This is a genomic window from Streptomyces sp. PSU-S4-23, from assembly GCF_055632315.1.
This window is the reverse complement of sequence record NZ_JBVMUU010000002.1, coordinates 5,238,866-5,264,902: the sequence shown is the minus strand read 5'-3', so window position 1 is coordinate 5,264,902 and position 26,037 is coordinate 5,238,866. Positions and strand designations below refer to the sequence as shown.

At 72.7% G+C, this 26,037-nt stretch carries 16 protein-coding genes; 4 read left to right on the top strand and 12 right to left on the bottom strand.

From position 1 onward, the window contains the following. Nucleotides 1-107: 107 nt before the first annotated feature. Nucleotides 108-725: an ATP-binding protein gene (locus tag ACZ79I_RS24210; protein ID WP_471499560.1), complete on the bottom strand. Its 618-nt coding sequence runs from the start codon at nt 723-725 to the stop codon at nt 108-110. A 193-nt stretch (nt 726-918) separates the two neighbouring features. On the opposite strand from ACZ79I_RS24210, the gene ACZ79I_RS24205 reads away from it, so the two are divergent. Both ACZ79I_RS24205 and ACZ79I_RS24200 read left to right on the top strand, forming a co-directional pair. Continuing rightward, complete coding sequence (locus tag ACZ79I_RS24205) at nt 919-1,803, top strand: helix-turn-helix domain-containing protein (protein ID WP_471499559.1); 885 nt, start codon at nt 919-921, stop codon at nt 1,801-1,803. Continuing rightward, nucleotides 1,800-2,003, top strand: a complete 204-nt coding sequence (locus ACZ79I_RS24200) for a DUF397 domain-containing protein (RefSeq protein WP_471499558.1) — start codon at nt 1,800-1,802, stop codon at nt 2,001-2,003. The genes ACZ79I_RS24205 and ACZ79I_RS24200 overlap by 4 nt, the downstream gene beginning before the upstream one ends. Before the next feature lie 40 nt (nt 2,004-2,043). Here the strand turns inward: ACZ79I_RS24200 and ACZ79I_RS24195 are convergent, their stop codons facing one another. The 8 genes from ACZ79I_RS24195 to ACZ79I_RS24160 all read right to left on the bottom strand — a co-directional run bounded on the left by ACZ79I_RS24195 (nt 2,044) and on the right by ACZ79I_RS24160 (nt 17,912). Continuing rightward, nucleotides 2,044-3,951 carry a GMC family oxidoreductase N-terminal domain-containing protein gene (locus ACZ79I_RS24195; protein WP_471499557.1) on the bottom strand — a complete coding sequence of 636 codons (1,908 nt, stop codon included), beginning with the start codon at nt 3,949-3,951 and terminating at the stop codon, nt 2,044-2,046. Between the two features lie 47 nt (nt 3,952-3,998). Next, nucleotides 3,999-5,639: a succinic semialdehyde dehydrogenase gene (locus ACZ79I_RS24190; protein ID WP_471499556.1), complete on the bottom strand. Its 1,641-nt coding sequence runs from the start codon at nt 5,637-5,639 to the stop codon at nt 3,999-4,001. A 137-nt stretch (nt 5,640-5,776) separates the two neighbouring features. Further along, on the bottom strand, nt 5,777-7,603 hold the full coding sequence (locus ACZ79I_RS24185) for a serine/threonine-protein kinase (protein ID WP_471499555.1): 1,827 nt from the start codon (nt 7,601-7,603) through the stop codon (nt 5,777-5,779). 55 nt (nt 7,604-7,658) lie between these two features. Beyond that, a complete protein-coding gene (locus ACZ79I_RS24180; RefSeq protein ID WP_471499554.1) occupies nt 7,659-9,356 on the bottom strand; it encodes a serine/threonine-protein kinase in 1,698 nt (565 codons plus the stop codon). A 114-nt stretch (nt 9,357-9,470) separates the two neighbouring features. Continuing rightward, entirely contained in the window at nt 9,471-11,111 is a 1,641-nt protein-coding gene (locus ACZ79I_RS24175) for a serine/threonine-protein kinase (protein ID WP_471499553.1), read from the bottom strand. A 204-nt stretch (nt 11,112-11,315) separates the two neighbouring features. Continuing rightward, nucleotides 11,316-12,923, bottom strand: coding sequence for a serine/threonine-protein kinase (locus tag ACZ79I_RS24170; protein ID WP_471505178.1), 1,608 nt, complete (start codon nt 12,921-12,923; stop codon nt 11,316-11,318). Between the two features lie 171 nt (nt 12,924-13,094). After that, nucleotides 13,095-15,689: a protein kinase gene (locus ACZ79I_RS24165; protein WP_471499552.1), complete on the bottom strand. Its 2,595-nt coding sequence runs from the start codon at nt 15,687-15,689 to the stop codon at nt 13,095-13,097. Between the two features lie 171 nt (nt 15,690-15,860). Then, complete coding sequence (locus ACZ79I_RS24160) at nt 15,861-17,912, bottom strand: serine/threonine-protein kinase (RefSeq protein ID WP_471499551.1); 2,052 nt, start codon at nt 17,910-17,912, stop codon at nt 15,861-15,863. Nucleotides 17,913-18,191: 279 nt separating this feature from the next. On the opposite strand from ACZ79I_RS24160, the gene ACZ79I_RS24155 reads away from it, so the two are divergent. Continuing rightward, nucleotides 18,192-19,244 (top strand): serine hydrolase domain-containing protein, encoded by a 1,053-nt coding sequence (locus tag ACZ79I_RS24155; protein WP_471499550.1) that lies wholly within the window; start codon nt 18,192-18,194, stop codon nt 19,242-19,244. A gap of 118 nt (nt 19,245-19,362) precedes the next feature. On the opposite strand, the gene ACZ79I_RS24150 is transcribed toward ACZ79I_RS24155, so the two are convergent. Next, nucleotides 19,363-21,069 carry a glycerol-3-phosphate dehydrogenase/oxidase gene (locus ACZ79I_RS24150; protein WP_471499549.1) on the bottom strand — a complete coding sequence of 569 codons (1,707 nt, stop codon included), beginning with the start codon at nt 21,067-21,069 and terminating at the stop codon, nt 19,363-19,365. 256 nt (nt 21,070-21,325) lie between these two features. On the opposite strand from ACZ79I_RS24150, the gene ACZ79I_RS24145 reads away from it, so the two are divergent. Beyond that, the gene (locus tag ACZ79I_RS24145) at nt 21,326-22,534 is read left to right on the top strand and encodes a nucleotide sugar dehydrogenase (protein ID WP_471499548.1); all 1,209 of its coding nucleotides are present in this window, start codon (nt 21,326-21,328) and stop codon (nt 22,532-22,534) included. A gap of 724 nt (nt 22,535-23,258) precedes the next feature. On the opposite strand, the gene ACZ79I_RS24140 is transcribed toward ACZ79I_RS24145, so the two are convergent. Both ACZ79I_RS24140 and guaB read right to left on the bottom strand, forming a co-directional pair. Then, nucleotides 23,259-24,383 (bottom strand): GuaB3 family IMP dehydrogenase-related protein, encoded by a 1,125-nt coding sequence (locus tag ACZ79I_RS24140; RefSeq protein ID WP_471499547.1) that lies wholly within the window; start codon nt 24,381-24,383, stop codon nt 23,259-23,261. 136 nt (nt 24,384-24,519) lie between these two features. Further along, nucleotides 24,520-26,025, bottom strand: a complete 1,506-nt coding sequence (guaB, locus tag ACZ79I_RS24135; RefSeq protein WP_471499546.1) for an IMP dehydrogenase — start codon at nt 26,023-26,025, stop codon at nt 24,520-24,522. Between the last annotated feature and the right edge of the window lie 12 nt (nt 26,026-26,037).

Below are 26,037 nucleotides of genomic sequence, written 5' to 3'. Positions count from 1 at the left end.
GGAGGGGGGTGCAGGCCCTTCGGCACGCCGTCGGGCCGCGAGTACGCCGGGGCAGACGCCCGGCTGTGCAGCCGGTTGCTCGCCGTCTGGACGACGCCCTTCCCTGCCTACCGTGTCCCCTGCCGCACGGCCAGCGGTTCCGTCGCCCGCACGCGCAGTGCCGGACCCTCGTCCAGCGCCAGCACCACCGCGGGCGCCCCTGCCGCGTCCCCCTCGTCGCGGACCCCGACGACCGTCCGCCATTCGCCCCACACCCGTACCCGCTGCCCTCGACGGACCATGACCGCCGCCACCTCCCTCACGACCGGCTCGACAACGATGTCCGGGGCCTTCAGTTCGGCGTACACCGTCTTCCCGATCCCGGCCGCGCGCTCCTCGAAACCCCAGCGATGGGCCAGCGCCGCCACCAGCAGCAGCCCGCGGCCGCCCGTCTCGTGGTCGCCGGGCTCCCGCACCTCGGGCCTGCCTCCTCCGGCATCGCTCACCTCCAGGCGCAGCAGCCCCTCGCCGACCGAGCGTGTGATCCGTACGCCCACCTGGCGGTCACTGGGCACGGGCACGCGCAGCGCGTTGGTCACCAGCTCCGACAGCACCAACTCCGCCGACTCCAGGACGTCCTGGCCGACACCCCAGTCGCCCAGCACCGCGTGCAGCAGCGCACGCGCCCTGGGCACACTGCGGTGGCTGCGGGGTAGGCGGAAGGCGACTTCCTTGGATGCGGTCACGGACGACCTCCTCTGGATTCGATGTGGCGACGAAATGCCCTGCGCACGGCTGGGGTTGGAGTCGCGGACACACCGGCAGAATGCGCACGCATCATGCGCATCTGCAACGTTTCCGAATGAGGTGGCGCCAATGTTCGTCCTTTCGGGTTAAGCCGGCCTCATCTCGTCGACCACACTGCTAAACGTGGTGCCCATGCCTGCGATGAGCGCCACCATCAACCGGTCGACAGTTCTCGGACGCCAACTCGGCGACGAGTTGCGCAGACTGCGTGAATCCGCCGGGCTGACCACTGCCCAGGCAGCTGAAGCGCTCGACTGCACGAAAGGAAAGATCAGCCGGATCGAAAACGGCCGAGTGGCCGTCCGGCTGCCCGATCTCACCGCGATGTTGCTTGCCTACGGGGTGACGGACACCGAGCTTCGCAGCCGACTCGGCGCGCTCGCCCGAAAGGCCAACCACCGTCGCAGGCAAGGGTGGTGGAACCAGTACGGGTCAGTGCTCGCCGACACCTATCGCGACTACATCGCGCTGGAGGCCATGGCGGGGACCATCCGCACCTTCCAAGCTCAACTGGTGCCCGGCCTGCTGCAAACGCCGGAGTACACGCGTGCCGTGACGGTCGCCTCCCGCCAGTGGCAGACGGCGGACGAGATCGAGAAGTTCGTCCAGGTGCGTCTCGCCCGCCAGGAGCGTCTCACCAACGACTCCCCCTTGCGCCTCTGGGCGGTCCTTTCGGAGGCCGTGCTCCTCCAGCAAGTCGGTGGAGCCGAGGTGATGAAGGCTCAGCTGGAGTGGCTTCTGATCGCGTCCGAGAAGCCCAACGTGACCATCCAGGTCCTTCCGTTCTCCCGCGGAGCCCATGCGAGTATGTTCGGGCCGTATGTAGTACTGGGTTTCCCGGAGGAGGCGGCGCTCGACGTGGTGCTGGCGGACAACCCCACGGGCTCCATGTGGCTGGAACGAGAAGCAGAGGTCGCCCGGTATCAGGAGCTGTTCGATGCCGCTCGTACGTCCGCGCTCTCTCCTGTGGAATCCCGCACGGTCATCCGACGCAGGTCCAAGGAGCACAGGACATGAACACCGCAGGCCACAGCACGCCGGACCTGTCGGACGCGAGGTGGCGCTGCAGCACCTTCAGCGGCGGCAACAACGAGTGCGTCGAAGTCGCCGACGGCATACCGGCCTTCGTCCCCGTCCGCGACAGCAAGCGTCCCGCCGGCCCGGTGATCCGCTTCGGCCCGGACGCCTGGCGGGCCTTCGTCGCGCACCTGGGGTGAGCCGGGCGCCCGCCGCGGCTCACCCCTGACCCGGTCGCCGTCAGCCGACGGCGTCCTTCTTCGGCGGCACCGTCGGCACCTCCAGGAACGGCAGGCGCAGGGCGCCGAACGCCTCCGCCGGTACCGCGGGACGGCCGGGCTCGATCGGCTTGAGCCGTTCGTAGGGCGCTCCCTGCTGCGGGCGCGGGTCCGCCTCCCCCTTGTTGGGCCAGTACGACATGGCGCGCTCGGCCTGCGCGGTGATCGTCAGGGAGGGGTTGACGCCCAGGTTCGCCGAGACCGCCGCTCCGTCGACCACCGAGATGCCGGGGTGGCCGTACAGCCGGTGGTACGGGTCGATCACGCCCGTCTCGGGCGAGGCGCCGATCGGGCAGCCGCCCAGGAAGTGCGCGGTCAGCGGCGTGCCCATCAGCTCGCCCACGTTGCTGCCCGGGAAGCCGTTGATCTCCTCGGCGATCGCCGACGCCGCCTCGGAAGCGGCCTTGATCTGCTTGGGGTTGGGGGCACCGTGGCCCTGCCGGGCCGTCAGCAGGCCCTTGCCGGGGCCCTTCGGCTTCAGGTACGTCGTCAGGGAGTTGTCCAGCGACTGCATGACCAGTCCGATGATGGTCCGCTCCGACCAGCGGCGGTTGGAGAGGGACCGGGCCATCAGCCACGGGTGGCGCACCACGTTCCCGAGCCAGGCCAGGGCCCGGGAGGAGCCCTCCGCGTACGGGACCTGGAGGACCGACAGGCCGCCCATCGCGTTCGAGCCCTTGCCGTAGCGGACCGGTTCGATGTGGGTGTTCCCGTCCGGGTGGACCGAGGAGGTGATCGCGACGCCGCGGGTGAAGTCGACCTCGGTGCCGTGCGCCTTGCGGTAGCGGCGTCCGTCGGTCTGCGCGCCCACCAGCGCCTCGGAGTTGGTGCGGGTCAGGTCGCCCAGGCGGTCCGACAGGTGCGGGAGCTGCCCGCTCACCTTCATGCGGTGCAGCAGCGTCTGCGTACCGTACGTGCCCGCCGCGAGGACGACCCGGCGCGCCGTGAAGGTCCGCTCCTTCCCCTTGCGCTTCTTGTCCGTGGGGAGGGCCGTGACGGCGTACCCGCCCCGTGAGTCGTCCGTGACCGAGACGACCGTCGTCATCGGGTGGACGACGGCGCCGGCCTTCTCGGCGAGGTAGAGGTAGTTCTCGTTGAGGGTGTTCTTGGCGCCGTGGCGGCAGCCCGTCATGCACTCCCCGCACTCGGTGCAAGCCCGGCGGGCCGGCCCCGCGCCCCCGAAGTACGGGTCGGGGACCTCTTCGCCGGGCGTGACCCGGGCGCTTCCGCCGGCGTCGTCGCCGTCGCCGAAGAAGACGCCGACCGGTGCCATGTGGAAGGTGTCGCCGAAGCCCATCCGCTGGGCGGCGGCCTTGAGGTGGACGTCCGACGGGGTCATGGTCGGGTTGAGCCGCACGCCCAGCATGCGCCGCGCCTGGTCGTAGTACGGCTTCAGTTCGTCCTGCCAGTCGGTGATGTCCTTCCACTGCGGGTCGTCGAAGAACGGCTGCGGCGGCACGTAGAGGGTGTTGGCGTAGTTGAGGGAGCCGCCGCCCACCCCGGCGCCCGCCAGCACCATGACGTTGCCCAGCAGATGGATGCGCTGGATGCCGTACAGGCCGAGAGCCGGTGCCCACAGGTAGTTCCTGAGGTCCCAGGAGTTCTTCGGCAGGGAGTCGCGGGTGAAGCGGCGCCCCGCTTCCAGGACACCCACCCGGTAGCCCTTCTCGGTCAGCCGCAGGGCGGTGACGGAGCCGCCGAAGCCGGAGCCGACGACGATGACGTCGTAGTCGTAGGTCGGGGCGTCGGGCCGCTCCCCGGTCGATTCCCCAGTCGGTTCCGCGGCCGATTCCGCGGCTGGTCCACCGGCCGGTTCGTTCCGTTCGTCCGGGTGTTCGCCCTGGGTGCGGGCGGAGTTCTCCTGTGACACGTGCTCTCCTCGTTGAGGACGTTCGAGGCTGGTGCGATCGGCGCGCGTCAGCGCAGCCGCAGCGCCTTCATGACTCTCAGGCTGCGGCTCATGAACGCCGCGTACTTCTCGTCGTCCATGCCGAGGGACGGTGCCATCGGCAGCAGCCGCTGGTGGGCGACGGTCTGGGCCTCGGTGTACTTGAGGATGCCCTCGGAGCCGTGGCGGCGGCCGAGCCCGGAGTCCTTCATGCCGCCCATGGGCGACTGGACGCTGCCGTAGGCGGGCGCATAACCCTCGTTGACGTTGACCGTGCCCGTGCGCAGCCGGGCGGCGACCGCCCGGCCGCGTCGGCCGTCCTTCGTCCACACGGAGGAGTTCAGGCCGTACGGGGTGGAGTTGGCGCGCTCGATCGCCTCGTCCTCGGTGCTGAAGCGGTAGATCGACACGACCGGTCCGAAGGTCTCCTCCGTGCACACCGACATCGGTGCCTCGACGCCGTCGAGGACGGTGGGCTCGTAGAAGTACGGGCCGATGTCCGGGCGGGCGACCCCGCCGGCCAGGACCTTCGCCCCCTTGGCGACGGCCTCGTCGACATGCCGGGTGACGGCGGCCAGTTGACGCTCGCCGACCAGCGAGCCCATGTCGGCGCCGTACGCGAGGGAGTTGCCGAGCCGCATCGCCTTGGTGCGGGCGACGAACCGCTCCAGGAAGGCGTCCGCGATCGACTCGTGGACGTACAACCGCTCGATGGAGATGCACAGTTGGCCCGCGGACGAGAAGCACGCGCGCACCGCGCCCGCGGCCGCCTTGTCGACGTCGGCGTCCTGTAGGACCAGCATGGCGTTCTTGCCGCCGAGTTCGAGGGAGACGCCGACGAGACGGGCGGCGGCGCTCTGCGCGACCTGGCGGCCGGTGCGGGTGGAGCCGGTGAAGGAGACGTAGTCGGCGTGCTTGACCACCTCGGGGCCGACGACCGGACCGTCGCCGATGACGACCTGGAAGACGTCGGCGGGCAGCCCGGCCTCGATCAGCAGATCGCGCGCCCACAGCGCGGTCAGGCAGGTCTCGGTGTCGGGCTTCATCACGACGGCGTTGCCCGCGGCGAAGGCCGGCAGCGCGTCGCCGACCGACAGCTCCAGGGGGTAGTTCCAGGGGGCGATCTGGCCCACGACGCCCCGCGGATGGCGCAGTTCGGTGACCCGGGTGAGCGTCGGCATGGCACCGGCGTGCCGCTTGGGCTTCAGGTACGAGGGTGCCTTGCGGCCGTAGTGCCGGGCCGCGACGGCGACGGCCTGCACCTCCTCGTGGGCGTGCAGCCGGGCCTTGCCGGTCTCCAGCTGGATCAGGTCGAGGATCTCGGCCTGGCGGGCGAGCACCAGGTCGTGGAAGCGGAGCAGGACGGCGGCGCGCTGCCGCACGGGGGTGGCCGCCCAGACGGGCTGGGCCGCGCGGGCCCGCTCGAACGCCTGCGCCACGTCCTCGGGGGTGGACTCCGGCAGATCGGCCAGCTTCTCGCCGGTGAACGGCGTGTGGTTGGCGGTGCGGCCGGAGCCGGCCACGCCCGTGGTGAGCTGGGCGACCAGCTCCGGCGTGACCACGTCGACGGCGGTGCGGGCACCGGCGGGGGCGGGTGCGAGGGGGTTCGTGCCGGCCGTACCCGTACCGGTCGCGTCTATGGCCTTCTCCGGGGCCTGGGAGTCCGTCATGAGGCGCAGGGTATGCCCGGCCGGAGCGTTTGTGTACCCGTCGGTAATAGGGATTCACCGAGTGCTCACATGACGCCAGTGATCACTGGCAGGAAACGCGCTGATCAGGGCATTGTTCGGTGGCGGCTGGACACGGTTCAGTCTCTTCCGATCTCAAGACGGTTACGGGCCTCCTTGAACACCGCCGTTCCCTTCTTCTCGTCCACCGTCCCCTTGGGCATGTCGACCCGCAGTTCGTACATGCCGCCGTCGCCGGTCAGCACGAACAGCTGCATGATGCGGGTCGGGGAGCCGGCCAGGCCGAAGGCGGTGTCGGCGAGGGCGGCCTCGTCACCGTGGAAACGGGTGCGGGTGTACTGCGTCCGCGCGTCGCCCGTGTAGCCGTCCCAGGTGCGGTGCGCCGCCTGCGCCCGGCTCATCGGGGAACCGGGCGCCCTGTCCCACCGGGTGAGACGGACGGTGATCCCGTCGGCTTCGTAGACCACGAGCCGGGGCTGGTCGCCGGCGCCGCCCTGCCTGGCGGACTCCTTGTACACGCTCGGCAGGAAGAGGACGGCCTTCATGGCCTCCTCCCGGTGGGCGGCCCAGGCGACGGCGGTAGGGCCCGGGGCGGCGGTGGGGCTCGACACGGCGGCGGGGGCCGAGCTGTAGGTCGCCGTGTGCTCCGTGGCCGCCCCGCTGTCGGGACCGCCGAAGAGGAACGTGACGAGCCAGGTGCCGCCCGCGACAACGGCGCCGAGCAGGGCGAGGGGGACGGCGCCTCGCGGGGTGCGGCGCCGCGGTCTCGCGGCGGGGACGGTTTCCGTCACGGGGGCGGAGAGCAGCGCGGGCGCCGGTTCTGCCTGCGATGGGGCTTGCGGTTCTGGTTGCGGCGCCGCTTGCGGATCTGGTCGCGGTTCCGTCTGTGGCTCTGTCCGTGGTTCTGCCTGCGATGGGGCTTGCGGTTCCGTCTGCGGTTCCGTCTGCGGTTCCGTCTGCGGTTCCGTCTGCGGTTCCGTCTGCGGTTCCGTCTGCGGTTCCGTCTGCGGTTCCGTCTGCGGTTCCGTCTGCGGTTCCGTCTGCGGTTCCGTCTGCGGTTCCGTGTGCGGTACGGCGTCGGGGCCGGCACCGTCCGGTTCCGGTGCGGGCCGCCCCTCGGCGACCGCCTCCAGCACCGCACCGGTCTCCTCCGCGCCGGGCCGCCGCTCCGGTTCCCTCACCAGCAGCCGCAGGACGAGCGGCCCGAGCGGCCCGGCCCGCTTCGGCTCGGGCGGATCGTCGGCGAGGATCGCGGCGAGCGTGGACTCCGGCGCCGTACGGCGGAACGGGGACCGTCCCTCGACGGCGGCGTACAGCAGCACGCCCAGCGACCACAGGTCGGAGGCGGGCCCGGCGCCCCGCCCGGACATCCGCTCCGGCGCGATGAACTCCAGCGAGCCGACGAACTCCCCGCTCACGGTGAGGGATTCCTCGCCCTGGATGTGGGCGATGCCGAAATCGGTGAGGACGACGCGGTCATGCGGGCCGAGCAGGACGTTGGCGGGCTTGACGTCACGGTGCACGATGCCGACGGCGTGCGCTGCGCGCAGTGCACCGAGGACGGCGAGGCCGATACGGGCGGATTCGGCGGGCTCCAGCGGGCCGCGTCGGAGCACCTCGTGCAGGGACTCACCGCGGATCAGCTCCATGACGATCCAGGGGAGTCCGTCCTCGACGACCACGTCGTGGATGGAGACCGCCGAAGGATGGTCGACACGGGCGGCGGCGCGGGCCTCGCGGTACAGACGGTTGGCGGCCCGCCGGTGGCTCTCGGCCTCCCGGTCACCGGGCAGATGAGGCTGCTTGACGGCGACGTCCCGCTCGACCAGCTCGTCCAGCGCCCGCCACACGGTGCCCATCCCGCCGGAGCCGATGCGCTCGATCAGCCGGTAACGGCCCCCGATCACACGGCCCTTGGCGCCCGTGCCGCCACCGTCGTTGCTCATCCCCCATGATTATCGTGCGCAACGCCCGCTTGTCGACGCGGAAGCCGGCGCCGTCCTAGAGCTTGTGGATGTCCAGGTTCGCCATCGCGGCCCTCGCCACCTCGCGGCCCCGGTCCGTGAAGTCGCCCTTGCCCGGGTAACTGACCGTCAGCTTGTACATGTTGCCCGCGGAGTCCTTGTAGTAGAAGAGCTTCAGCTCCCGGGGGCGCGGGTTCTGGCTGTCGTCGGTCGTGTAGACGACCGTGTTCTCGGCCGCCTGCCTGCCGTGGTACGTGCTCTGCTTCGGGTCCGTCTTCGTCTTCGGGGCCGCCGGCATGTCGAGGGCGTACGCGCCGTTCTGCTTGAAGTCGCCGTTGTCGGCGTACATCTGGGCCGCCGCCGAGTCCTTGATCTGGTGGTTGGGGTCCTCGGACCTCCGGTCCAGGTGCAGCCCGATCCAGATGCTGCCGCTCCAGTCGGTGTACGTCACCCAGTTCTTGTCCGCGTCGTCCTTGGTGGGCCGGCCCGGCTGATAGTCCGCGGGCACTGCCAGCGTCGCGCCCAGCACCTTCTCCTCGCGCTGCTTCCAGCCGTCCGGCAGTGGGCCCGCGAACGGGTCCGCGATGAGCAGGTACGCCGCCAGGGCCGCCGCGACGACGCCCGCGCCGATGCCCAGGAGCGGCCCGCGGCCCAGGCGGACGCCCTTGCCGGCGGCGGCGCCGGGGACAGCGATCTGCACGGGCTGCGTCGGCTGCGGCGGCCGCGCCGCCTCTTCCAGCAGCCGGCGGACCTCGGCCGCGTTCGGACGGCGCGAGGGGTCCTTGTTCAGCAGGCCGTTGATGGCGTCGGCGAGCGGGCCGCGCGCCGAGGCGGGAGCCGCCGGGGTGGAGTTGAGGACCGACTGGAGGGTGGCGGGGGTGTTGGTGCGGCGGAACGGTGAGACGCCCTCCGTCGCCGCGTACAGCACCACGCCCAGCGACCACAGGTCCGACGCCGGGCCGGGGCGCTGGCCCAGCACCCGTTCCGGCGCGATGTACTCGGGCGAGCCCACGAAGCCGCCCGTGTCCGTCAGACTGGTCTCGCCCTCGATCTGCGCGATCCCGAAGTCGGTGAGGACGACGCGGTCGTGCCAACCGAGCAGGACGTTGTCGGGTTTCACGTCACGGTGCAGGATGCCCGCCGCGTGCGCGGCCTCCAGCGCGCCGAGGACCTCCAGGCCGATCCTCGCCGCCTCGCGCACCCCGAGCGTGCCCTCCTGCAGCGCATCTCCGAGGGAGCGGCCCTGCACCAGCTCCATCACGATCCACGGCCGGTCGTCCACCACGGCCACGTCGTGCACGTTCACGACCGCCGGGTGGTCGAGGCGGGCGGCGGCGCGGGCCTCGCGCCGCATCCGCTCGAAGGCGGTGGCCTGTTCGCGTTCGGGCAGGTGGTCGGGGACGCGGGGTTCCTTGACGGCGACCTCACGGTCGACCGTCTCGTCCTTGGCCCGCCAGACCGTGCCCATGCCGCCGTGGCCGAGCTTCGCCAGCAGCCGGTAGCGCCCGGCGATCAGCCGCCCGGCACCGGGGTCCCGCGGTGCCTCGGGCACGACCTGGGTGGGGGCCGCATGGGGCTGGGACGAGGGCTCTGGCTGGGACCGCGGCTGCGGCTGCGGCTGCGGCTGCGGCTGGGCGTACGGGTTCCCCGGGTACGGCGCACCCGGCTGCGGCGGTTGCAGTCCGAAACTCGTCGGCTCGTCGGACCGGTAAGGCCCTCCCCCGTAGTTGCTCATACGGTCATGCTTATCGCGCCGGGTGCTTCGCCATCCACCCCCGCCTGATTCCGGTCACAGACCCGTGACGCGCCTCGCGGCCTATCTCCCTTTTGGACCGGTACGCCGTACGGACTACCCCGGTGCGAACGTGTCCACCGCCACGTCGAAGTACTCCTTCGCCTCCCTCACCTTCCCGACCGGCGCCGACACCCACACGTCGTACATCCGGCCGCCCTGCTCCCAGCACAGGTCGTAGGTGTGCCGCGGGCCCTCCGCGGCCGTGAAGCCGTTCCACGTGAACTCCCACAGCGCGGCAGGGCCTCCCCCGTGCGAGGTCGAGGTGACCCGGCCGTCGCGGTAACCCGGGTTCGTGGACGGCCCGCTCGCGTCCGCGCGCCGCATCACCGCCAGCGGGCCTCCGGTCTCGGGGTCCGCCGTCTTGACGCCGATGCGGAAGGTGCGCCCCGGCGACAGATAGAAGACGCGCTCTCCCTGCGGGCTGCGGGTGAACCCGTCCGGCACCGCGAGCGAGAACCCGTCGGGGTCCCGGACCAGCCGGTATCCCGAGGGCGCCGTACGGGGTGTGGCCGACGCGGACGACGGCGAGCGCGTCACCGTCACCGTGGGCGCGGGTTCCGGGACCGGCGCGGACGCCGACGTCGTGCCCGGCGACGCACGCTGCGGCCCGGAACTCGACGGCGTCCGGCCGCCGTTGCCGCCGTCGTGCATCAGCAGTGCCGCCGCCGAGACGCCCGCACCCACCATGGCCGCGACGAGGGCGGCGGCGACGAGCACACCCCGCGCCGGGTACGGCCCCGGCCGCGATCCGGCGGCCGCGGACGGGGCCGCGGCCTCGCCTGCCGCCCGGGGCGGCGAGTGCGCCGCACGCCGGGGCACGTCCCGCTGCGTCGGCGTGTACGCCACGGGCGCCCGCGGCGTACGTCCCGTCTCCAGGAACTCCCGCAGCAGCCGCTCGGCCTCGGCGGCGTCCAGGCGCCGGTCCGGGTCGCGCTCCAGCAGTCCTCGTACGACGGGCAGGACCGGCTGCGCCTGCGCGGGCGGACGGATCTCGTCGACGACGACCGCGTGCAGGATCCCGCCCAGCGAGTCGCGGCGGAACGGCGATTCGCCGCTCAGGACCGCGCACAGCAGCGCGCCCAGCGACCACAGGTCGGACGCGGGCCCGGTCCGGTCGCCGGACATCCGCTCCGGGGCGGTGTATTCGGGTGAGCCGACGAAGGAGCCGCTCTCGGTGAGCGTGGTGGCCCCGGCGACCTGCGCGATGCCGAAGTCGGTGAGGACGACACGGTCGGTGCCCGCCTCCAGCAGGACGTTCGCGGGCTTGAGGTCGCGGTGCAGCACGCCCGCGCCGTGCGCACAGCGCAACGCGCCCAGCAGCGCGATGCCGATGCGCGCCGCCTCCCGGGCGTCGACGGGGCCGTTCCGGGCGATGTGCTCGGCCAGCGAGGCGCCGTCGATCAACTCCATGACGAGGTAGGGCTGCTCGTCGTGCGCGACGACGTCGTGGACGACGATGATGTGCGGGTGGCGCAACTGTGCGACCGCGCGCGCCTCGCGCAGGGTGCGCTCGCGCTGCAGCCGGGCCTCCTCTGCGGAGAGCGAGGGATCGACGACGAGTTCCTTCACCGCCACCTGCCGGCCGAGCAGTTGGTCGGTGGCCCGCCAGACGACGCCCATGCCGCCCCGGCCGATCCGCTCCTGAAGCCGGTAGCGCCCCGCTATGACACGGACATTCTCCCCCTCGGTCCCCATGCGCCCCATCATGCCGCACCACAGGTCAACCCTCCGGGACGCCGTGCTCAGGGTGGCCGACATACGACGTACGCGGGCGCACGAGCGGGGCGTGAAGGGCGTACGGGAACGCGCACCGAGGACGCGCACCGGCGACGCGTACGGGCGGAGGCGTCCGGGGACGCGTACGGGCGGAGGCGTCCGGGGACGCGTCGCCGTGTCCCGTCAGCCCGACGGGGGTCGCCACCCCCGCAGCACCGCGTCGAACTGGGTGCTCGTGGTCGGCCAGTCCGCGGCGGGGCCGGACATGTAGATGGCGTACTCGACGCCGTCACGGCCGATGTACGTCTCCTCGACGGCGTGACGCGGCCCGGGGAACCGTGTGTCCTTGGCCAGCGCGGTCCAGGTGTACTCCCACCGGGAGCCCCTGCAGTCCCGGTAGATGTCGGACTCCAGCGTGATGCGCTTGTAGTCGACGAGCCGCCGGAGCTGCTGGTCCAGGTCGAGTTGGTGCTCGTGCGGGTCGTCGAAGTCCGGCGAGTCGTCGATCGCGATGCGGATGAAGTGCCTGCCGCCGTCGGGCGAGTAGTCGGTCTGGAAGGCGTCGAACACCTTCCGCTTCCAGCGCTTGCCGGGCAGGACGAGGCTGAAGCCCGCGGGATCCGGCACACGTACCCAGCCTTCCGGCACGGTGCTCGCGGCCTGATTCGTGCTCTTTCCGGGGGAGGGCGTCGCGGAGGGTGTGGTGGTGGGCCCGGCGCCGGCGTCGCTGCGCCCGCCGAAGTGGTCCGCGGCCACGGCGCCCGCCGCTCCGACGGCCACGGCCACCGCGAGGACGAGCGCGACCGTGCGACCGCGGCGTCTGCGGGGCGGGGGCGGCAGAGCGGGCTGGTGCAGGGTGCCGCCCGCGGTCCCCGCGTCGCGCGCCTGTTGGGGACCGGGCACGTGGGCGGTCGTGTCACCGTCGCCGTTCAGGTGCACGTGCTGCGTCGCCACGTACTCCTGTGCCGCCCTCGGCCGCCGTCCTTCCGCGGCCTCGGCCAGCATCTGCTCCAGCTCCGCGGCACCGGGCCGGTGCGCCGGGTCCTTGCGCAGCAGCGCCGAGATCACCGGTTCCAGGGCGGCCGCGAACCGCGGCGGCGCGGGATCCTCGTCGACGACGGCCTGCATGGTGGTCAGCGGCGAGGTCCGCCGGAACGGCGACCTGCCCTCCACCGCCGTGTAGAGCGTGGCGCCGAGCGCCCACAGGTCGGAGGCGGGACCCGGGTCGTGGCCGCGGACGCGCTCGGGCGCCAGGTAGTCGACGGAGCCGACGATCTCTCCGGTGCGCGTGATGGTCGTGTCACCCTCGACCTGCGCGATCCCGAAGTCGGTGAGCAGCACGCGCTTGTCGGCGGCGAGCAGGACGTTGCCGGGCTTCACATCGCGGTGCAGCACGCCCGCGGCGTGCGCGGCCCGCAGGGCTCGCGCCACCCACAGGCCGATGCGGGCGGCCTCGGCGGGGTCGACACGCCCGCGCTCCTTGACCGCGTCGGCCAGCGAGCCGCCCTCGACCAGCTCCATGACGATCCACGGCCGGTTGTCATGCTCCAGGACGTCGTGGACGGTGACCACGGCCGAGTGGTTGATGCGAGCGGCGGCCCGCGCCTCGGCGTGGGTCCGGGCGAGGAGTACGGCACGGTCACTCTCCGTGACGTACAGGGCGGCGGTCAGCTCCTTGATGGCGACCGCCCGGTGCAGCACCTCGTCGTGGGCGCGCCACACCCTGCCCATGCCACCGCTGCCGATCGAGTCGACGAGCCGGTAGCGGCCCGCGAGGAGCAGGCCCTGCATCTGATTCACGTTTCCCCGCAATGGTCTTGACGAGGTCAGAGTAAAGAGCGGCCCCCGCACAGGGAACCGGCGGGGTCGTTCGGAGACCGCACTGTGACGGTTCTCCCTTCCACGTACGGGACGGAACCACCGCACACTCAGCGCAATCGGACCGCGCCCCGTGACGCGCGGTCAGCCGACGACTCTGTATGTCTGTTCGGCCTGCTCGTACAGCCGGGTCACCTCGTCGCGTTCGGCCTCCGGGCCGCGGACCTGCAGCACGTGGTAGCGGCCGCCGACGATGACCGCGAGATTGCGCACGTACAGTTCGCGTCCGTCGCCGTCCGTCCAGGTGAACTGCCCCTCGGCCATGGTCCGTCCGCCCACGTCGATGCGCCGCATCCCGCTGGAGGTGGCCCAGGTCGAGTCGCGGAAGGGCTGCAGTTCGGGCTCCGACTCCCGCTGGTAGGTCAGCGGATCGCCGCCGTACCTGCTGGTGCTGTCGCGTCCGGGCACGACGATCAGCTCGAAGTCGCCCTGGGAGTAGACGACCTGGCCTCGCCCGTTCCTCGGGGCGCGGTCCCAGCCGTTCGCGACGGCGACGCTGAAGCCCTCGGGGTCCTTGCGCAGGGTGAAGCCCTGGGCGACCTCCGGGTCGCTGGTCTGCGTCTGGGGCGAACCGGCCGACGACGAGGGGCTCTCGGCACCGCTCTCGCCGGGCTCCGGGGAGCCGCCCTGACCGGGCCCCGGGGCGCCGCCCGAGCCGGACTGCCGCGGGGCGGGGCCGGCGTCCCCGGCCGCACCGGTGCGCTGCCCCGACGTGCCGTCGGCGCTGCCGGCCTTGGGCATGAACACCATGGCGTAGGCGATCACCGCGGCCAGCACGAGCAGGATCAGCAGGAGCAGGGTGCGGCCCAGGCGCCGGGGCCTGGGTGCCCGATCGTCCCTGGCGCGCCGGTGGCGGGCGTGGGTGGCCGCCGGGAGCCCGGCGCGGCGCCGGCGGACCAGCTCGCCCCGGCGGCGCACGATCGGCAGCCGGCGCGGGTCGACGGGCGGCGCCGCGACGACATGGGCCCCCGCCTCGGGCTCGGGCGCGGACCGGACGAGGGAGCGCAGCCAGCCGCGCAGCTCCTCGAAGTCGAGCCGGTCGGTCGGGTCCTGACGCAGCAGCGACTCCACGACCGGGCGCAGCGGACCGCACTCCTCGGCGAAGGCGGGCGGTTCGGCGCACACGAGCTGGACCAGTTCGGCGGTGCTCTCCTCGGGATACGGCGCATGCCCCTGCACGGCCCGGAACAGCAGCGCGCCCAGCGCCCACAGGTCGGTCGCGGGCCCGATGGGCGCGGCCAGCTGCCAGTTCTCGTGCACGGGGCCCGCCTGCTCGGGTGCCCACCGCTCGGTGACGGGCCCGACGACGGCCATCCGCGCCTGGCGCGCCCGCTCGGCGGCGAGGGGGGTGGCCGGGCCGCGCTGCCCCCAGGGGGCCGCGGGGGCGCCCGCGCTGACGGCGGGGCCGGGGACACCGCCCTCGGCGGCAGGCGTGCCCGGGACCGCGTCCTCGTACGGGCCGGCGCCGATGCCGTTGTGGGGTGCGGACGGCCCGCCGGGTGGTGCGGTGCGGTCGGTGCCGCCGACCGGTGCCGCCGGGCGCGGTGCCGCGCCGTGCCAGGAGGCCGTACGGCCCACTCCGTACGGGTCGGCGATCTGCCCCGGGGGCGATGCGGCGGGCCGGTGTTCCGCCGGCCCGCCGGGGTTCTGGGCCGGTACCACGGTGCCGGTGCCGGCGCCCGAACCGGTCGCCGGCCTCGGCGCGGGCAGCGCCGCCCGGTCGGCGCGCTGTTCCTCCTGCACCCGTGCCGCGGCCCGCGCTCCGGCGCGGTAGGCGGCGATCGCCCCGGCCCGTGCCGCCCGCACATCCTCCGCGGACTGAAGGGCGGGCATCCCGGCGGCGGGCCCGCCGGGCGCGGCCGCGGTCCGGGCCGTGCCGCCCGCCCGCGCCTCGATCGCGGCCCGCCGCGCGGCCTCGGGGTCCGTGCCCCGCTCCACCCCGCCCACGGCCCCGAAGGAGCCCGTACCGGAGACGTCGACGGCGCCGCCGGGCCCACCGGCGCCAAGCGGCGGCCCCTCCGGGCCCCGGCCGGGCGAGCCCGTGCCGCTCCCGGACTCCGCGGGCGGCACCGGGTCGTAGCCGCACAGCGCCTCCTCCGCCGCCCCCGCCGCCAGTCCGGTCAGCATGACGCGGCCGTCGTCGCAGACGAGCACGGTGCGGGCGGTGATGTTGCGGTGCACCCAGCCATGGGCGTGCAGCACCCGCAGCGCCATGAGGACGTCGGAGGCGACCTCGGCCGCGCGGTAGGGCGTCAGGGGCTGCTCGGCGAGCAGCGCCGCCAACGGCCGCGCCGCCACCAGTTCGCTGACGATCCACAGCGAACCGCCCTCGGCGAACACGTCGAAGACCTGGTCGAGCCGGGGATGGTCGGGTATCTGCGCGGCGGCCTGTGCGGCCTCGATGGCGCGCCGTACGGCGGGATCGCTGGGCCGGCGCGTGGCCGCCGTGCGGGCGGAGGCGCCGCGGGCCCGGCCGTCGCGTGCCACGAATCCCTCGGGCAGCCCGTCCGCGTCGAGCACCTCGGCCTCGACGACCTCGGGCAACGGCACCTGGCGTACGAGGACTTCCTGCCCGCTGTAGGTGTCGAAGGCCCGGGTCTCGGCGCGTTCGTACTCGTCGGGGGGCGGCAGCGGCAGGCGGTAGCGGTCGGCGAGCACTCGACCCGCGTAGTCGTCCACAGTGCCTCCCCCGGCCGCCCGGTTGCTCAATTCCGTTCGTGTCGCCGCCCGTTCCGGATTGCGTACGGTCCGCAATCCCTCACGATACGTGCCGGAGGCAACCTGCAACCTCGGGATGTCATATCTCCCCGCGACGCGACCGCGCGCAACCCCGGCCGGACGCGCGGTACGTCATGACTTCGGCTGGAAGGTCTGGGTCAGCGTGGTCCAGGTGTCCTTGCGCTGCGCGCCGTCCCACCCGGCCGCCTTCGCCGTGTACATCAGCCCGTACCCCTGGTGCGGGTTGACGACGAATCCGCGGTCGATGACCCGGTAGGTGGTGCCTCCGTCGGCGTAGGTGAACTCCCAGTCGGCCGTGTTCCAGCCGCGGTAGTCCACCTTCTCGATGCGGATCCGCCGGTACTGGGGGCGCGTCATGTAGCGCTCCTGGTTCTTCCAGTCCGCCACCGGGTCGTCCTTGGGCGAGGACGTCCAGGCGATGAGCAGCCGCTGTCCGTCGGGGCCGGTGAAACGGTCCCCCGCGGAGTCCGAGGACTGGTACTTCCAGCCCGTCGGCAGCCCGATCGAGTAGCCCTGGCGGCCCTTGTGCACCGTCACCTTGCCGTCGCCGCCCGCGGAACCGGACGAGGCGGCGGCGTCCGTCCCGGTGGCCGGCGAACCGCCCGAGGTGTTCGCCTGGTCCGGCCCGGTCGTGGCGCTGCCGCTCGTGCTGCCGCTGTCCGTGTGCGAGCCGCCGCCGGTGCCCTTCCCGGCGCTCTCGGCGGTCGGGGTCGCGCTGCCGGACGCGGCGGCCTTCGTGCCCTTCTTGTTGTCCTGGGAGCTGTTGCCGCCGTCCCCGAGGTTGAACGCGAGCACCGTCCCGAGCACCGCGAGCACCACGACGAGGGCGATGATCAGCAGTGTGCGCTTCGGCACCACATCGGTCAGGGGCGCCCGGGGCGGCGGCACCGGCCGCGGCGGGCGGTCCGGGTCCGGCAGGATGGGCCAGCCCGAACTCGGCTTGTTCGCACCGGAGTTCGATCTGTCGGCGGCCGTGTCGTCCCGTGCGGACCCCGCGGCGCCGTCGGAGCGGGCCGTGCCGGACGTCCCGGTGGCGGGCGCATCCGCGCGCAGGGACGCCACGGCCTCGGGCGCCGTCTGCGTGGAACCGCTGGACCTGGTCCGCGCGGCCGCGGCGGCGGCCGTGGCCGCGCCCGCCGAGGCCACCGCGGCCTTGCGTACGGACCGCAGCGCCCCGCGCACCCGATCGGCGGCCTCCTCGCCCCGCTTGGCGCCGGAGCCCGCCGCGCCCCTGACCGGGCTCTCCTCCGGCACCGGCGGCGACGCGACCACCCGGGTCGCGTCCACCGGCAGCTCCTGAGCGGGATCGGGTGCGTGGACGACCTCGTTGAGCATCGCCCGCGCGCCCTCGTCGTCGAGCCGCTGCTGCGGGTCCTTGGCGAGCAGGCCGAAGATGACGTTCTTCAGGGGGCCCGCGTTCCTGGGCTCCTCGACCGGCTCGGTCATCACCGCGGTCAGCGTGGCGATCGCCGACCCCTTGTCGTACGGGGGCACGCCCTCCACCGCCGCGTACAGCAGTCCGCCGAGCGACCACAGGTCGGCCGCCGGGCCGGGCTTGTGGCCGCGCGCCCGCTCCGGGGAGATGTAGGAGGGGGCGCCGACGAGCATGCCGGTGGAGGTGATGGACGGGTCGCCCTCGACCTGCGCGATGCCGAAGTCGGTGAGCACGACCCGGCCGTCCTCGGCGATCAGCACGTTCGACGGCTTCACGTCGCGGTGCAGGATGCCCTCGCGGTGCGCGGCGCGCAGCACGTCGAGGATCGCGAGCCCGACCTCGGCGGCCCGCCCGGGTTCGAGCACGCCGTCCTCGCGGATGACCTCGGCGAGCGACTTGCCCTCGATCAGCTCCATCACGATCCAGGGCCGGTCGTCCTCGTGGACCACGTCGAAGACGGTCACGGCGGCGTTGTTGCGGATCCGGGCGATCGCCTTGGCCTCCCGCAGCGTGCGCGTGATGAGCCGGCGCTTCTCGTCCTCGTCGATGCTCGACGGGAACCGCAGTTCCTTGACGGCGACCGTGCGGCCGAGGGTTTCGTCCTCGGCCCGCCACACCGTGCCCATGCCGCCGCGGCCGAGTACACCTCCCAGCCGGTACCGCCCGGCGAGGAGACGTTCGCTCTGGTCCTGACGGGGTGTCCCCGCGTCGCGCTCCGCCTCCGACATGCGTCCCCTCATGCAACCCGCCCTGACAGAGCCTTCATTGTCCCTCACTCACAGACCGCCCCACGCCCAGGGTGCCCGTGTTGCGGCGGCTCCCCCGCGTCGGAGGACGCCTCGGCGTGGCGGATGCCGCGATCCCGGAGGCCCGGGGGTGTACCACGGCCGCCCGGTGCGGTCCTCGCCGGGGCCGCGCACCGCCGCTCCGGGCGGAGCCGCCGGGCCCCGGGCTGCTCTTCTGCAGTGCCGTCCAGCATGATGGGCCGACCGACAGAAGGGAAGCCGATGCCGCCGCGCCGGACACGCCGAAGCCTACTGGCCGTACCGGTGTCCGTGGCCCTGCTCGGCCTGGCCCCGGGCAGTTCCCAGGCGCCCCGGACCCCGGCGACGGACTCCGTGCTCCCGCTGCTCGTGACCCGGGGAGGGGCTCCCGCCGCCGCACTGCTGGCCCGTGAGGAGACGGGCTCGCACGTCACGGCCGCCGGTCACGGCATCGCGCCCGCCGACCACTTCCGCGCCGGCAGCATCACCAAGACCTTCATCGCGACGGTCGTCCTGCAACTGGCGGCCGAACACCGCCTGTCCCTGTCGGACTCGGTGGAGGACCATCTGCCCGGGCTGGTGCGCGGCAGGGGCAACGACGGCCGCGCGCTGACCCTGCGCTCCCTGCTCACCCACACCAGCGGTCTGGCCGACTTCACCGGGGACACCAGGGGCACCGTGCCCCTGACCCCGCTTCAGGCCGTACGCATCGCACTCACCCACCCTCCGGCCGCCCGGGGCCGCTTCTCGTACTCCAACACCAACTATGTGCTGCTCGGCATGGTCGTCCAGCAGGTCACCGGCCACTCGTACGCCGTCGAGGCCGAGCGCCGCATCATCACCCCTCTCCGTCTGACGGGCACGTCCTTCCCCGGCGCCCGCACCACGCTTCCCTCGCCGCACGGCCGCGCCTACGCCGCCGACGGCTCCGACGTCACCGAGCTCGACCCGCGCGTGGCCGGCGCGGCGGGCGAGCTGGTGACCACGCTCGCCGATCTGGACCGCTTCTACGCGGCCCTGCTGGGCGGGGGACTGCTGCCCCCGTCCCGGCTGCGGGAGATGCTCGACACCCGTGCCGCACACGGCTCGTACGGCATGGGGCTGTATCCGGCGAGGCTTCCGTGCGGCACGACGGTGTGGGGGCACAACGGCCGGATCTCCGGCAGCTACGTGCGCACCGCAGCCACCGTCGACGGCCGTCGTGTCCTCACCTTCCGCGTGAACACGGACGGGTTCGCAGACTCCGGACTGGAACGGGCCCTGCTCACGGCCGAGTTCTGCCCCCGCACCCCGTAGAACGAGCCGGCCCCGAACGGAGATCCCGCCATCCACCACTCGTTCGAGTGATGTCGGCGGGGCTGCCGGAACGCCTCGGTCCCGGCGGCGCCGCCGGGACCCTGCGTCCGCCCGGCGGTCACAGCGGCACGATGTCCGGCGCCCCCAGCCGTGCGGCGTCCGCCGTCAGGTCGTCGGGCTGCCGCTGCGACTCCCGCTCCGCCTCCACCCGCTTCCGGTAGTGCTCCACCTCGCGCTCGACCTGGTCCCGGTCCCATCCGAGCACCGGCGCCATCAGCTCGGCGGCCTCCCGGGCACTGCGCGTGCCGCGGTCGAACGTCTCGATCGAGATGCGGGTGCGCCGGGTCAGCACGTCGTCCAGGTGCCGCGCACCCTCGTGCGACGCGGCGTACACGACCTCCGCCCGCAGATAGTCGTCCGCGGCCTGGAGCGGCGCGCCCAGTGAGGCGTCGTGCGCTATCAGGTCGAGGACTTCCTCCGTCATCGTCCCGTAGCGGTTCAGCAGGTGCTCCACCCGGACCACGTGCAGCCCGGTGCGTGCCGCGATGCGCGCCCGCGCGTTCCACATCGCCCGGTAGCCCTCGGCGCCGAGGAGGGGCACGTCCTCGGTGACGCAGTCGGCGACCCGCTGGTCGAGGCCGTGCACCGCCTCGTCGACCGCGTCCTTGGCCATCACCCGGTACGTCGTGTACTTGCCGCCCGCCACGACGACCAGACCGGGCACCGGATGCGCCACGGTGTGCTCCCGGGACAGCTTGCTGGTGGCGTCCGACTCCCCGGCGAGCAGCGGCCTGAGACCCGCGTACACGCCCTCGACGTCGTCGCGCGTGAGTGGCACGGCCAGCACGGAGTTCACATGTTCCAGCAGGTAGTCGATGTCCGCGCTGGAGGCGGCCGGGTGCGCCTTGTCGAGGTCCCAGTCGGTGTCGGTGGTGCCCACGATCCAGTGGCGGCCCCACGGGATCACGAACAGCACGGACTTCTCGGTGCGCAGGATCAGCCCGGTCGTGGAGTTGATCCGGTCGCGCGGCACCACCAGGTGGATGCCCTTGGAGGCGCGTACGTGGAACTGGCCCCGTGAGCCCACCATCGCCTGGGTGTCGTCGGTCCACACCCCCGTCGCGTTGACGACCTGCTGGGCACGGATCTCGTACTCCCCGCCCCCTTCCACGTCCTGCACCGTGGCACCGACGACCCGCTCGCCCTCGCGCAGGAAGCCGGTCACCCGCGCGCGGTTGGCGGCCTTCGCCCCGTACCACGCGGCCGTGCGCACCAGCGTGGCCACATAGCGGGCGTCGTCCATCTGCGCGTCGTAGTACTGCAGGGCGCCGACCAGCGCGTCCCTCTTCAAGCAGGGGGCGATGCGCAAAGCGTGACGGCGGGTCAGGTGCCGGTGCGCCGGCAGCCCGCGGCCGTGGCCGCGGGCCGTCGACATGACGTCGTAGAGCGCGACGCCCGTGCCCGCGTACAGCCGCTCCCAGCCCTGGTGCTGCAGCGGATACAGGAACGGGACCGGCTTCACGAGATGGGGCGCCAGGCGTTCCAGCAGCAGTCCGCGCTCCTTCAGGGCCTCGCGCACCAGCGCGAAGTCGAGCATCTCCAGATACCGCAGGCCGCCGTGGATCAGCTTGCTGGACCTGCTGGAGGTGCCCGACGCCCAGTCACGCGCCTCGACCAGGCCCGTGGACAGACCACGTGTGACGGCGTCCAGCGCCGTGCCCGCCCCGACCACCCCGCCGCCGACCACCAGCACGTCCAGCTCACGCTCGGCCATCCCCGCCAGCGCCTCGGCGCGCTGCGCCGGCCCCAGTGTCCCTGTCCTCACCGCTGCCTCCCGCTCCGTCGCGCCGGCCGCACCGCCGGGCGAGCCCGGCCCACACCCCCTGCCCAAAGTCTGACCGGGATGCCCGGCTTCGGCCACCACGCACTCACGGCCTGTGGACAACACACAAGGAAACACACCTCGTCAATCCCGCAAATCGGTCATATTTACTCCTAGTCTGACATTGCGTCTCGCTCCTTGTGTCCACAGCGCTTGCGCACCTGTCCCGCTTCGGCTACTGGGAAGGACCGCCCACGTCATGCCCGCAGATCTCGCCGTCATCGGACTCGGTCCTCTCGGCCTGCCCCTGGCCCAGGCCGCCGTCGCCGCCGGCATCCCGACCCTCGGGTACAGGACGGGCCCCGAGACGGGTTCCCTCACCGCCGCCGAACTGCGCCGGATGCTCGCGCGGGGTTTCCGGCCCACCGGCAACCCCGCCGAACTCGGCCGTGTCCGCACCGCCGTCATCTGCGCCCCCACCCCGCAGGGCGCGGACGGTGCGCTCGACCTCACCCAGGTGGAGTCCGCCGCCCGGACGCTCGCCCGGCGGCTGCGCCCGCACACCACCGTGATCCTTCAGTCGCCGGTGCCGCCCGGCACCACGGACGCGTTCCTGCGTCCGCTCCTCGAAGAGGGCTCCGGCCTGCGCGCGGGACGCGACTTCCACCTCGCGTACTCGCCGAGCCGGGCCGACCCCGGCAACCGCCGCTTCGGGGCCGCCAACACCCCCAGGGTCATCGGCGGTCTCACCCCCGCGTGCACCGAGTCGGCCGCCGCCTTCTACGGGCGCCTGACCGACAAGGTGGTACGCGCGCGTGGAGTGCGGGAGGCGGAGACCGTACAGGTCCTTGAGACCAACTACCGGCAGGTCAACATCGCCCTCGTCAACGAAATGGCGGTGCTCTGCCACGACTTGGGCGTCGACCTGTGGGACGTGATCCGCTGCGCCGAGACCAAGCCGTTCGGCTTCCAGGCGTTCCGCCCCGGCCCGGGCGTCGGCGGCCACGCGGTGCCCCAGGACCTGGCGGGCCCGACCGGGCGCACCCTGCGGATGGTGGAACTGGCGCAGCAGGTCAACAACCGCATGCCCCGCTACGTCGTCCAGCGCGCCGCCGCGCTCCTGAACGAGCACGGCAAGTCGGCCCGCGGCGCGCGCGTCCTGCTGCTCGGCGTCACCTACAAGCCGGACCTCGCCGACCAGCAGGGGGCCCCCGCGCGCGAGATCGCGCTGCGCCTGATGGAGCTGGGCGCGTCGGTCAGCTACCACGACCCGCACGTCCCCGCGTGGAGCGTCCTCGACCGCCCGATCCCGCGCGCGGACTCCCTCTACGAGGCCGTCGCCGACGCCGACCTGACGATCCTGCTCCAGCAGCACCGCACGTACGACCTCCAGGGCCTGTCGGTGAAGGCGCAGCTGCTGCTGGACACGCGGGGGGCGACGCCGGCGGGGACGGCGCATCGGTTGTGAACGGGGGCGCGTGGGTGGCCGGGCCGCAGAGGACGGTGGTCCGAGGGCGGCGGGGCCGCTACCGTACGAAGAGGTGGGCCCATCGCAGCGGCCACTGCGGCAGGCTTCCGACGGATCACGGGTGTCCGCCCCCGATTCTCCCAGGGGCGGCCGCTCACCGTCCGGAAATCCGCAAGGACCACCCGTCCGGCACCCCACCGCCCGACGGCGGATCCGGTACCGTACGAAGAGGTGGAGCCCACCGCAGGGGCTACTGCGGCAGGCTCCCGAAAAGTGAACGAGGTGTCCACCCCTAGTTCTCGTGGGGGTGGGCGCTCACTTTCCGTAGATCCGCAAGATCCACCTCCTCCGGCACTTCACCATCCGAAGACGGATACGGTCCCAGCGGGTGGGCTTGCGGTGACGGCCCATAAGCGCGCCCCCTTCCATGAGGCCGCCCATTTGCCCGGTGGACGGTTCATTGGACTCCGGGCCGGGCCCCGGGCCACTGGGTCCGGAACCGTGTCCCTGGAAGGGGGCGCCCCGGAGAACCGGGTCGCCGGACACGGACGCTACCGCCCCGGCACGGCCCTCCCCCCGCGTATTCGTCCCGAAGGCAACCGTGCGCCCCCTCCGCCGCCCGACGCGCCCCCACCTGGGCACTTGGCCGCGCGAACGTCACGCAAAGGGGCCCGGCCCACCCCGACGGGTGGACCGGGCCCCTGGGCTCAGGCCGGGCGGGGTGTCACCGCCTGTGCTGGGAATCCGCCACCGTCACCTCGACGCGCTGGAACTCCTTCAGCTCGCTGTAGCCGGTGGTGGCCATGGCCCGGCGCAGGGCGCCGAAGAAGTTCATCGAGCCGTCCGGCGTGTGCGAGGGGCCGGTGAGGACCTCCTCGATCGTGCCGACCGTACCGAGGCCGACCTTCATACCGCGCGGCAGCTCCTCGTTGACGGCCTCCATGCCCCAGTGGTGGCCCTTGCCGGGCGCGTCGGTGGCGCGGGCCAGCGGGGAGCCCATCATGACGGCGTCGGCACCGCAGGCGATCGCCTTGGGGAGGTCGCCGGACCAGCCGACGCCGCCGTCCGCGATCACGTGCACGTACCGGCCGCCGGACTCGTCCATGTAGTCGCGGCGGGCCGCCGCGACGTCCGCGACCGCCGTGGCCATGGGGACCTGGATGCCCAGGACGTTGCGCGTGGTGTGTGCGGCGCCGCCGCCGAAGCCGACCAGCACACCGGCCGCGCCCGAGCGCATCAGGTGCAGGGCCGCGGTGTAGGTGGCGCAGCCGCCGACGATCACCGGTACGTCCAGCTCGTAGATGAACTGCTTCAGGTTGAGCGGCTCGTGCGAGTGGGAGACGTGCTCCGCCGACACCGTCGTGCCGCGGATGACGAAGATGTCCACGCCCGCGTCGACGACCGCCTTGGAGAACTGGGCCGTGCGCTGCGGGGAGAGCGCGGCCGCGGTGACCACGCCCGCGTCACGCACCTCCTTGATGCGCCGGCCGATCAGCTCCTCCTTGATGGGGGCGGCGTAGACCTCCTGGAGGCGCCGGGTCGCGGACTCGGCGGGCAGCTCGGCGATCTCGTCGAGGAGCGGCTGCGGGTCCTCGTACCGCGTCCACAGCCCCTCCAGGTTCAGCACGCCGAGACCGCCCAGCTCACCGATGCGGATCGCGGTGGCGGGAGAGACGACGGAATCCATGGGCGCGGCCAGGAACGGCAGCTCGAAGCGGTAGGCGTCGATCTGCCAGGCGATCGAGACCTCCTTCGGGTCCCGCGTACGGCGGCTGGGGACGACGGCGATGTCGTCGAAGGCGTACGCCCGGCGGCCGCGCTTGCCGCGCCCGATCTCGATCTCAGTCACGTCTGTGGCCTTTCCCTCTGCGTTTCAGCGCCTCCAGTATCCCCGACGGGTGCGGCGGGGGCCGTTCCAGAGGTACGGCGAGGGCGGCCCCGAAGTCCCCGGGGCCGCCCTCGGACGTGTGCCACGCGCGCGTGGATCACTTCTGGCTGTAGTTCGGCGCCTCGACCGTCATCTGGATGTCGTGCGGGTGGCTCTCCTTGAGGCCCGCGGACGTGATCCGCACGAACCGGCCCCTCGCCTGCAGCTCCGGGACCGTCCGGCCGCCGACGTAGAACATCGACTGGCGCAGGCCGCCGACCAGCTGGCGGACGACCGAGGAGAGCGGGCCGCGGTAGGGCACCTGGCCCTCGATGCCCTCGGGGATCAGCTCGTCGTCGGAGGCGACGCCCTCCTGGAAGTAGCGGTCCTTGGAGAAGGAGCGGCGGTCGCCGCGGGACTGCATGGCGCCCAGGGAGCCCATGCCGCGGTACGACTTGAACTGCTTGCCGTTGATGAACAGCAGTTCGCCCGGCGACTCCTCGCAGCCCGCGAGCAGCGAGCCCAGCATCACCGTGTCGGCGCCGGCGACCAGGGCCTTGGCGATGTCGCCGGAGTACTGCAGGCCGCCGTCGCCGATGACCGGGACGCCGGCCTCCTTGGCGGCCAGCGACGCCTCGTAGATGGCGGTCACCTGGGGCACGCCGATGCCGGCGACCACTCGGGTCGTGCAGATGGAGCCGGGGCCCACACCGACCTTGATGCCGTCCACGCCGGAGTCGATGAGGGCCTGGGCGCCCTCGCGGGTGGCGATGTTGCCGCCGATGACGTCGATGCCCGACGAGTTCGACTTGATCTTGGCGACCATGTCGCCGACCAGCCTGGAGTGGCCGTGCGCGGTGTCGACGACGATGAAGTCGACGCCCGCCTCGATCAGGGCCTGGGCACGCTCGAAGGCGTCACCCGCGACGCCCACCGCGGCGCCGACCAGGAGGCGGCCCTCGGCGTCCTTCGCGGCGTTCGGGTACTGCTCCGCCTTCACGAAGTCCTTGACCGTGATCAGGCCCTTGAGGATGCCCTCGTCGTCGACCAGCGGAAGCTTCTCGATCTTGTGACGGCGCAGCAGCTCCATGGCGTCGCCACCGGAGATGCCGACCTTGCCGGTGACCAGGGGCATCGGGGTCATGACCTCGCGCACCCGGCGGGAGCGGTCGTTCTCGAAGGCCATGTCGCGGTTGGTGACGATGCCGAGCAGTTTGCCGGCGGGGTCGGTGACCGGGACGCCGCTGATGCGGAACTTGGCGCACAGGGCGTCGGCCTCGGCGAGCGTGGCGTCCGGGTGGATGGTGATCGGGTTGGCCACCATGCCGGACTCGGAGCGCTTCACCAGGTCGACCTGGTTGGCCTGGTCCTCGATGGAGAGGTTGCGGTGGAGCACGCCGACGCCGCCCTGGCGGGCCATCGCGATCGCCATGCGCGACTCGGTGACCTTGTCCATGGCGGCGGACAGGAGCGGGATGTTGACCCGGACGTTCTTGGACACGTGCGAGGCGGTGTCGATGTCGTCGGGCGCCATGTCCGACGCACCCGGCAGCAACAGCACGTCGTCGTAGGTCAGCCCGAGTGTCGCGAATTTCTCGGGCACTCCGTCGACGTTGGCAGTCATGACACCTTCTCC

Excerpts from the sequence above, each read along its gene's own strand:
- ACZ79I_RS24205 (WP_471499559.1), top strand. The coding sequence starts at position 919 with ATGCCTGCGATGAGCGCCACCATCAACCGGTCGACAGTTCTCGGACGC.
- ACZ79I_RS24200 (WP_471499558.1), top strand. The coding sequence starts at position 1,800 with ATGAACACCGCAGGCCACAGCACGCCGGACCTGTCGGACGCGAGGTGG.
- ACZ79I_RS24190 (WP_471499556.1), bottom strand. The coding sequence starts at position 5,639 with ATGACGGACTCCCAGGCCCCGGAGAAGGCCATAGACGCGACCGGTACG.
- ACZ79I_RS24185 (WP_471499555.1), bottom strand. The coding sequence starts at position 7,603 with ATGAGCAACGACGGTGGCGGCACGGGCGCCAAGGGCCGTGTGATCGGG.
- ACZ79I_RS24180 (WP_471499554.1), bottom strand. The coding sequence starts at position 9,356 with ATGAGCAACTACGGGGGAGGGCCTTACCGGTCCGACGAGCCGACGAGT.
- ACZ79I_RS24175 (WP_471499553.1), bottom strand. The coding sequence starts at position 11,111 with ATGGGGACCGAGGGGGAGAATGTCCGTGTCATAGCGGGGCGCTACCGG.
- ACZ79I_RS24170 (WP_471505178.1), bottom strand. The coding sequence starts at position 12,923 with ATGCAGGGCCTGCTCCTCGCGGGCCGCTACCGGCTCGTCGACTCGATC.
- ACZ79I_RS24160 (WP_471499551.1), bottom strand. The coding sequence starts at position 17,912 with ATGTCGGAGGCGGAGCGCGACGCGGGGACACCCCGTCAGGACCAGAGC.
- ACZ79I_RS24155 (WP_471499550.1), top strand. The coding sequence starts at position 18,192 with ATGCCGCCGCGCCGGACACGCCGAAGCCTACTGGCCGTACCGGTGTCC.
- ACZ79I_RS24145 (WP_471499548.1), top strand. The coding sequence starts at position 21,326 with ATGCCCGCAGATCTCGCCGTCATCGGACTCGGTCCTCTCGGCCTGCCC.
- guaB (WP_471499546.1), bottom strand. The coding sequence starts at position 26,025 with ATGACTGCCAACGTCGACGGAGTGCCCGAGAAATTCGCGACACTCGGG.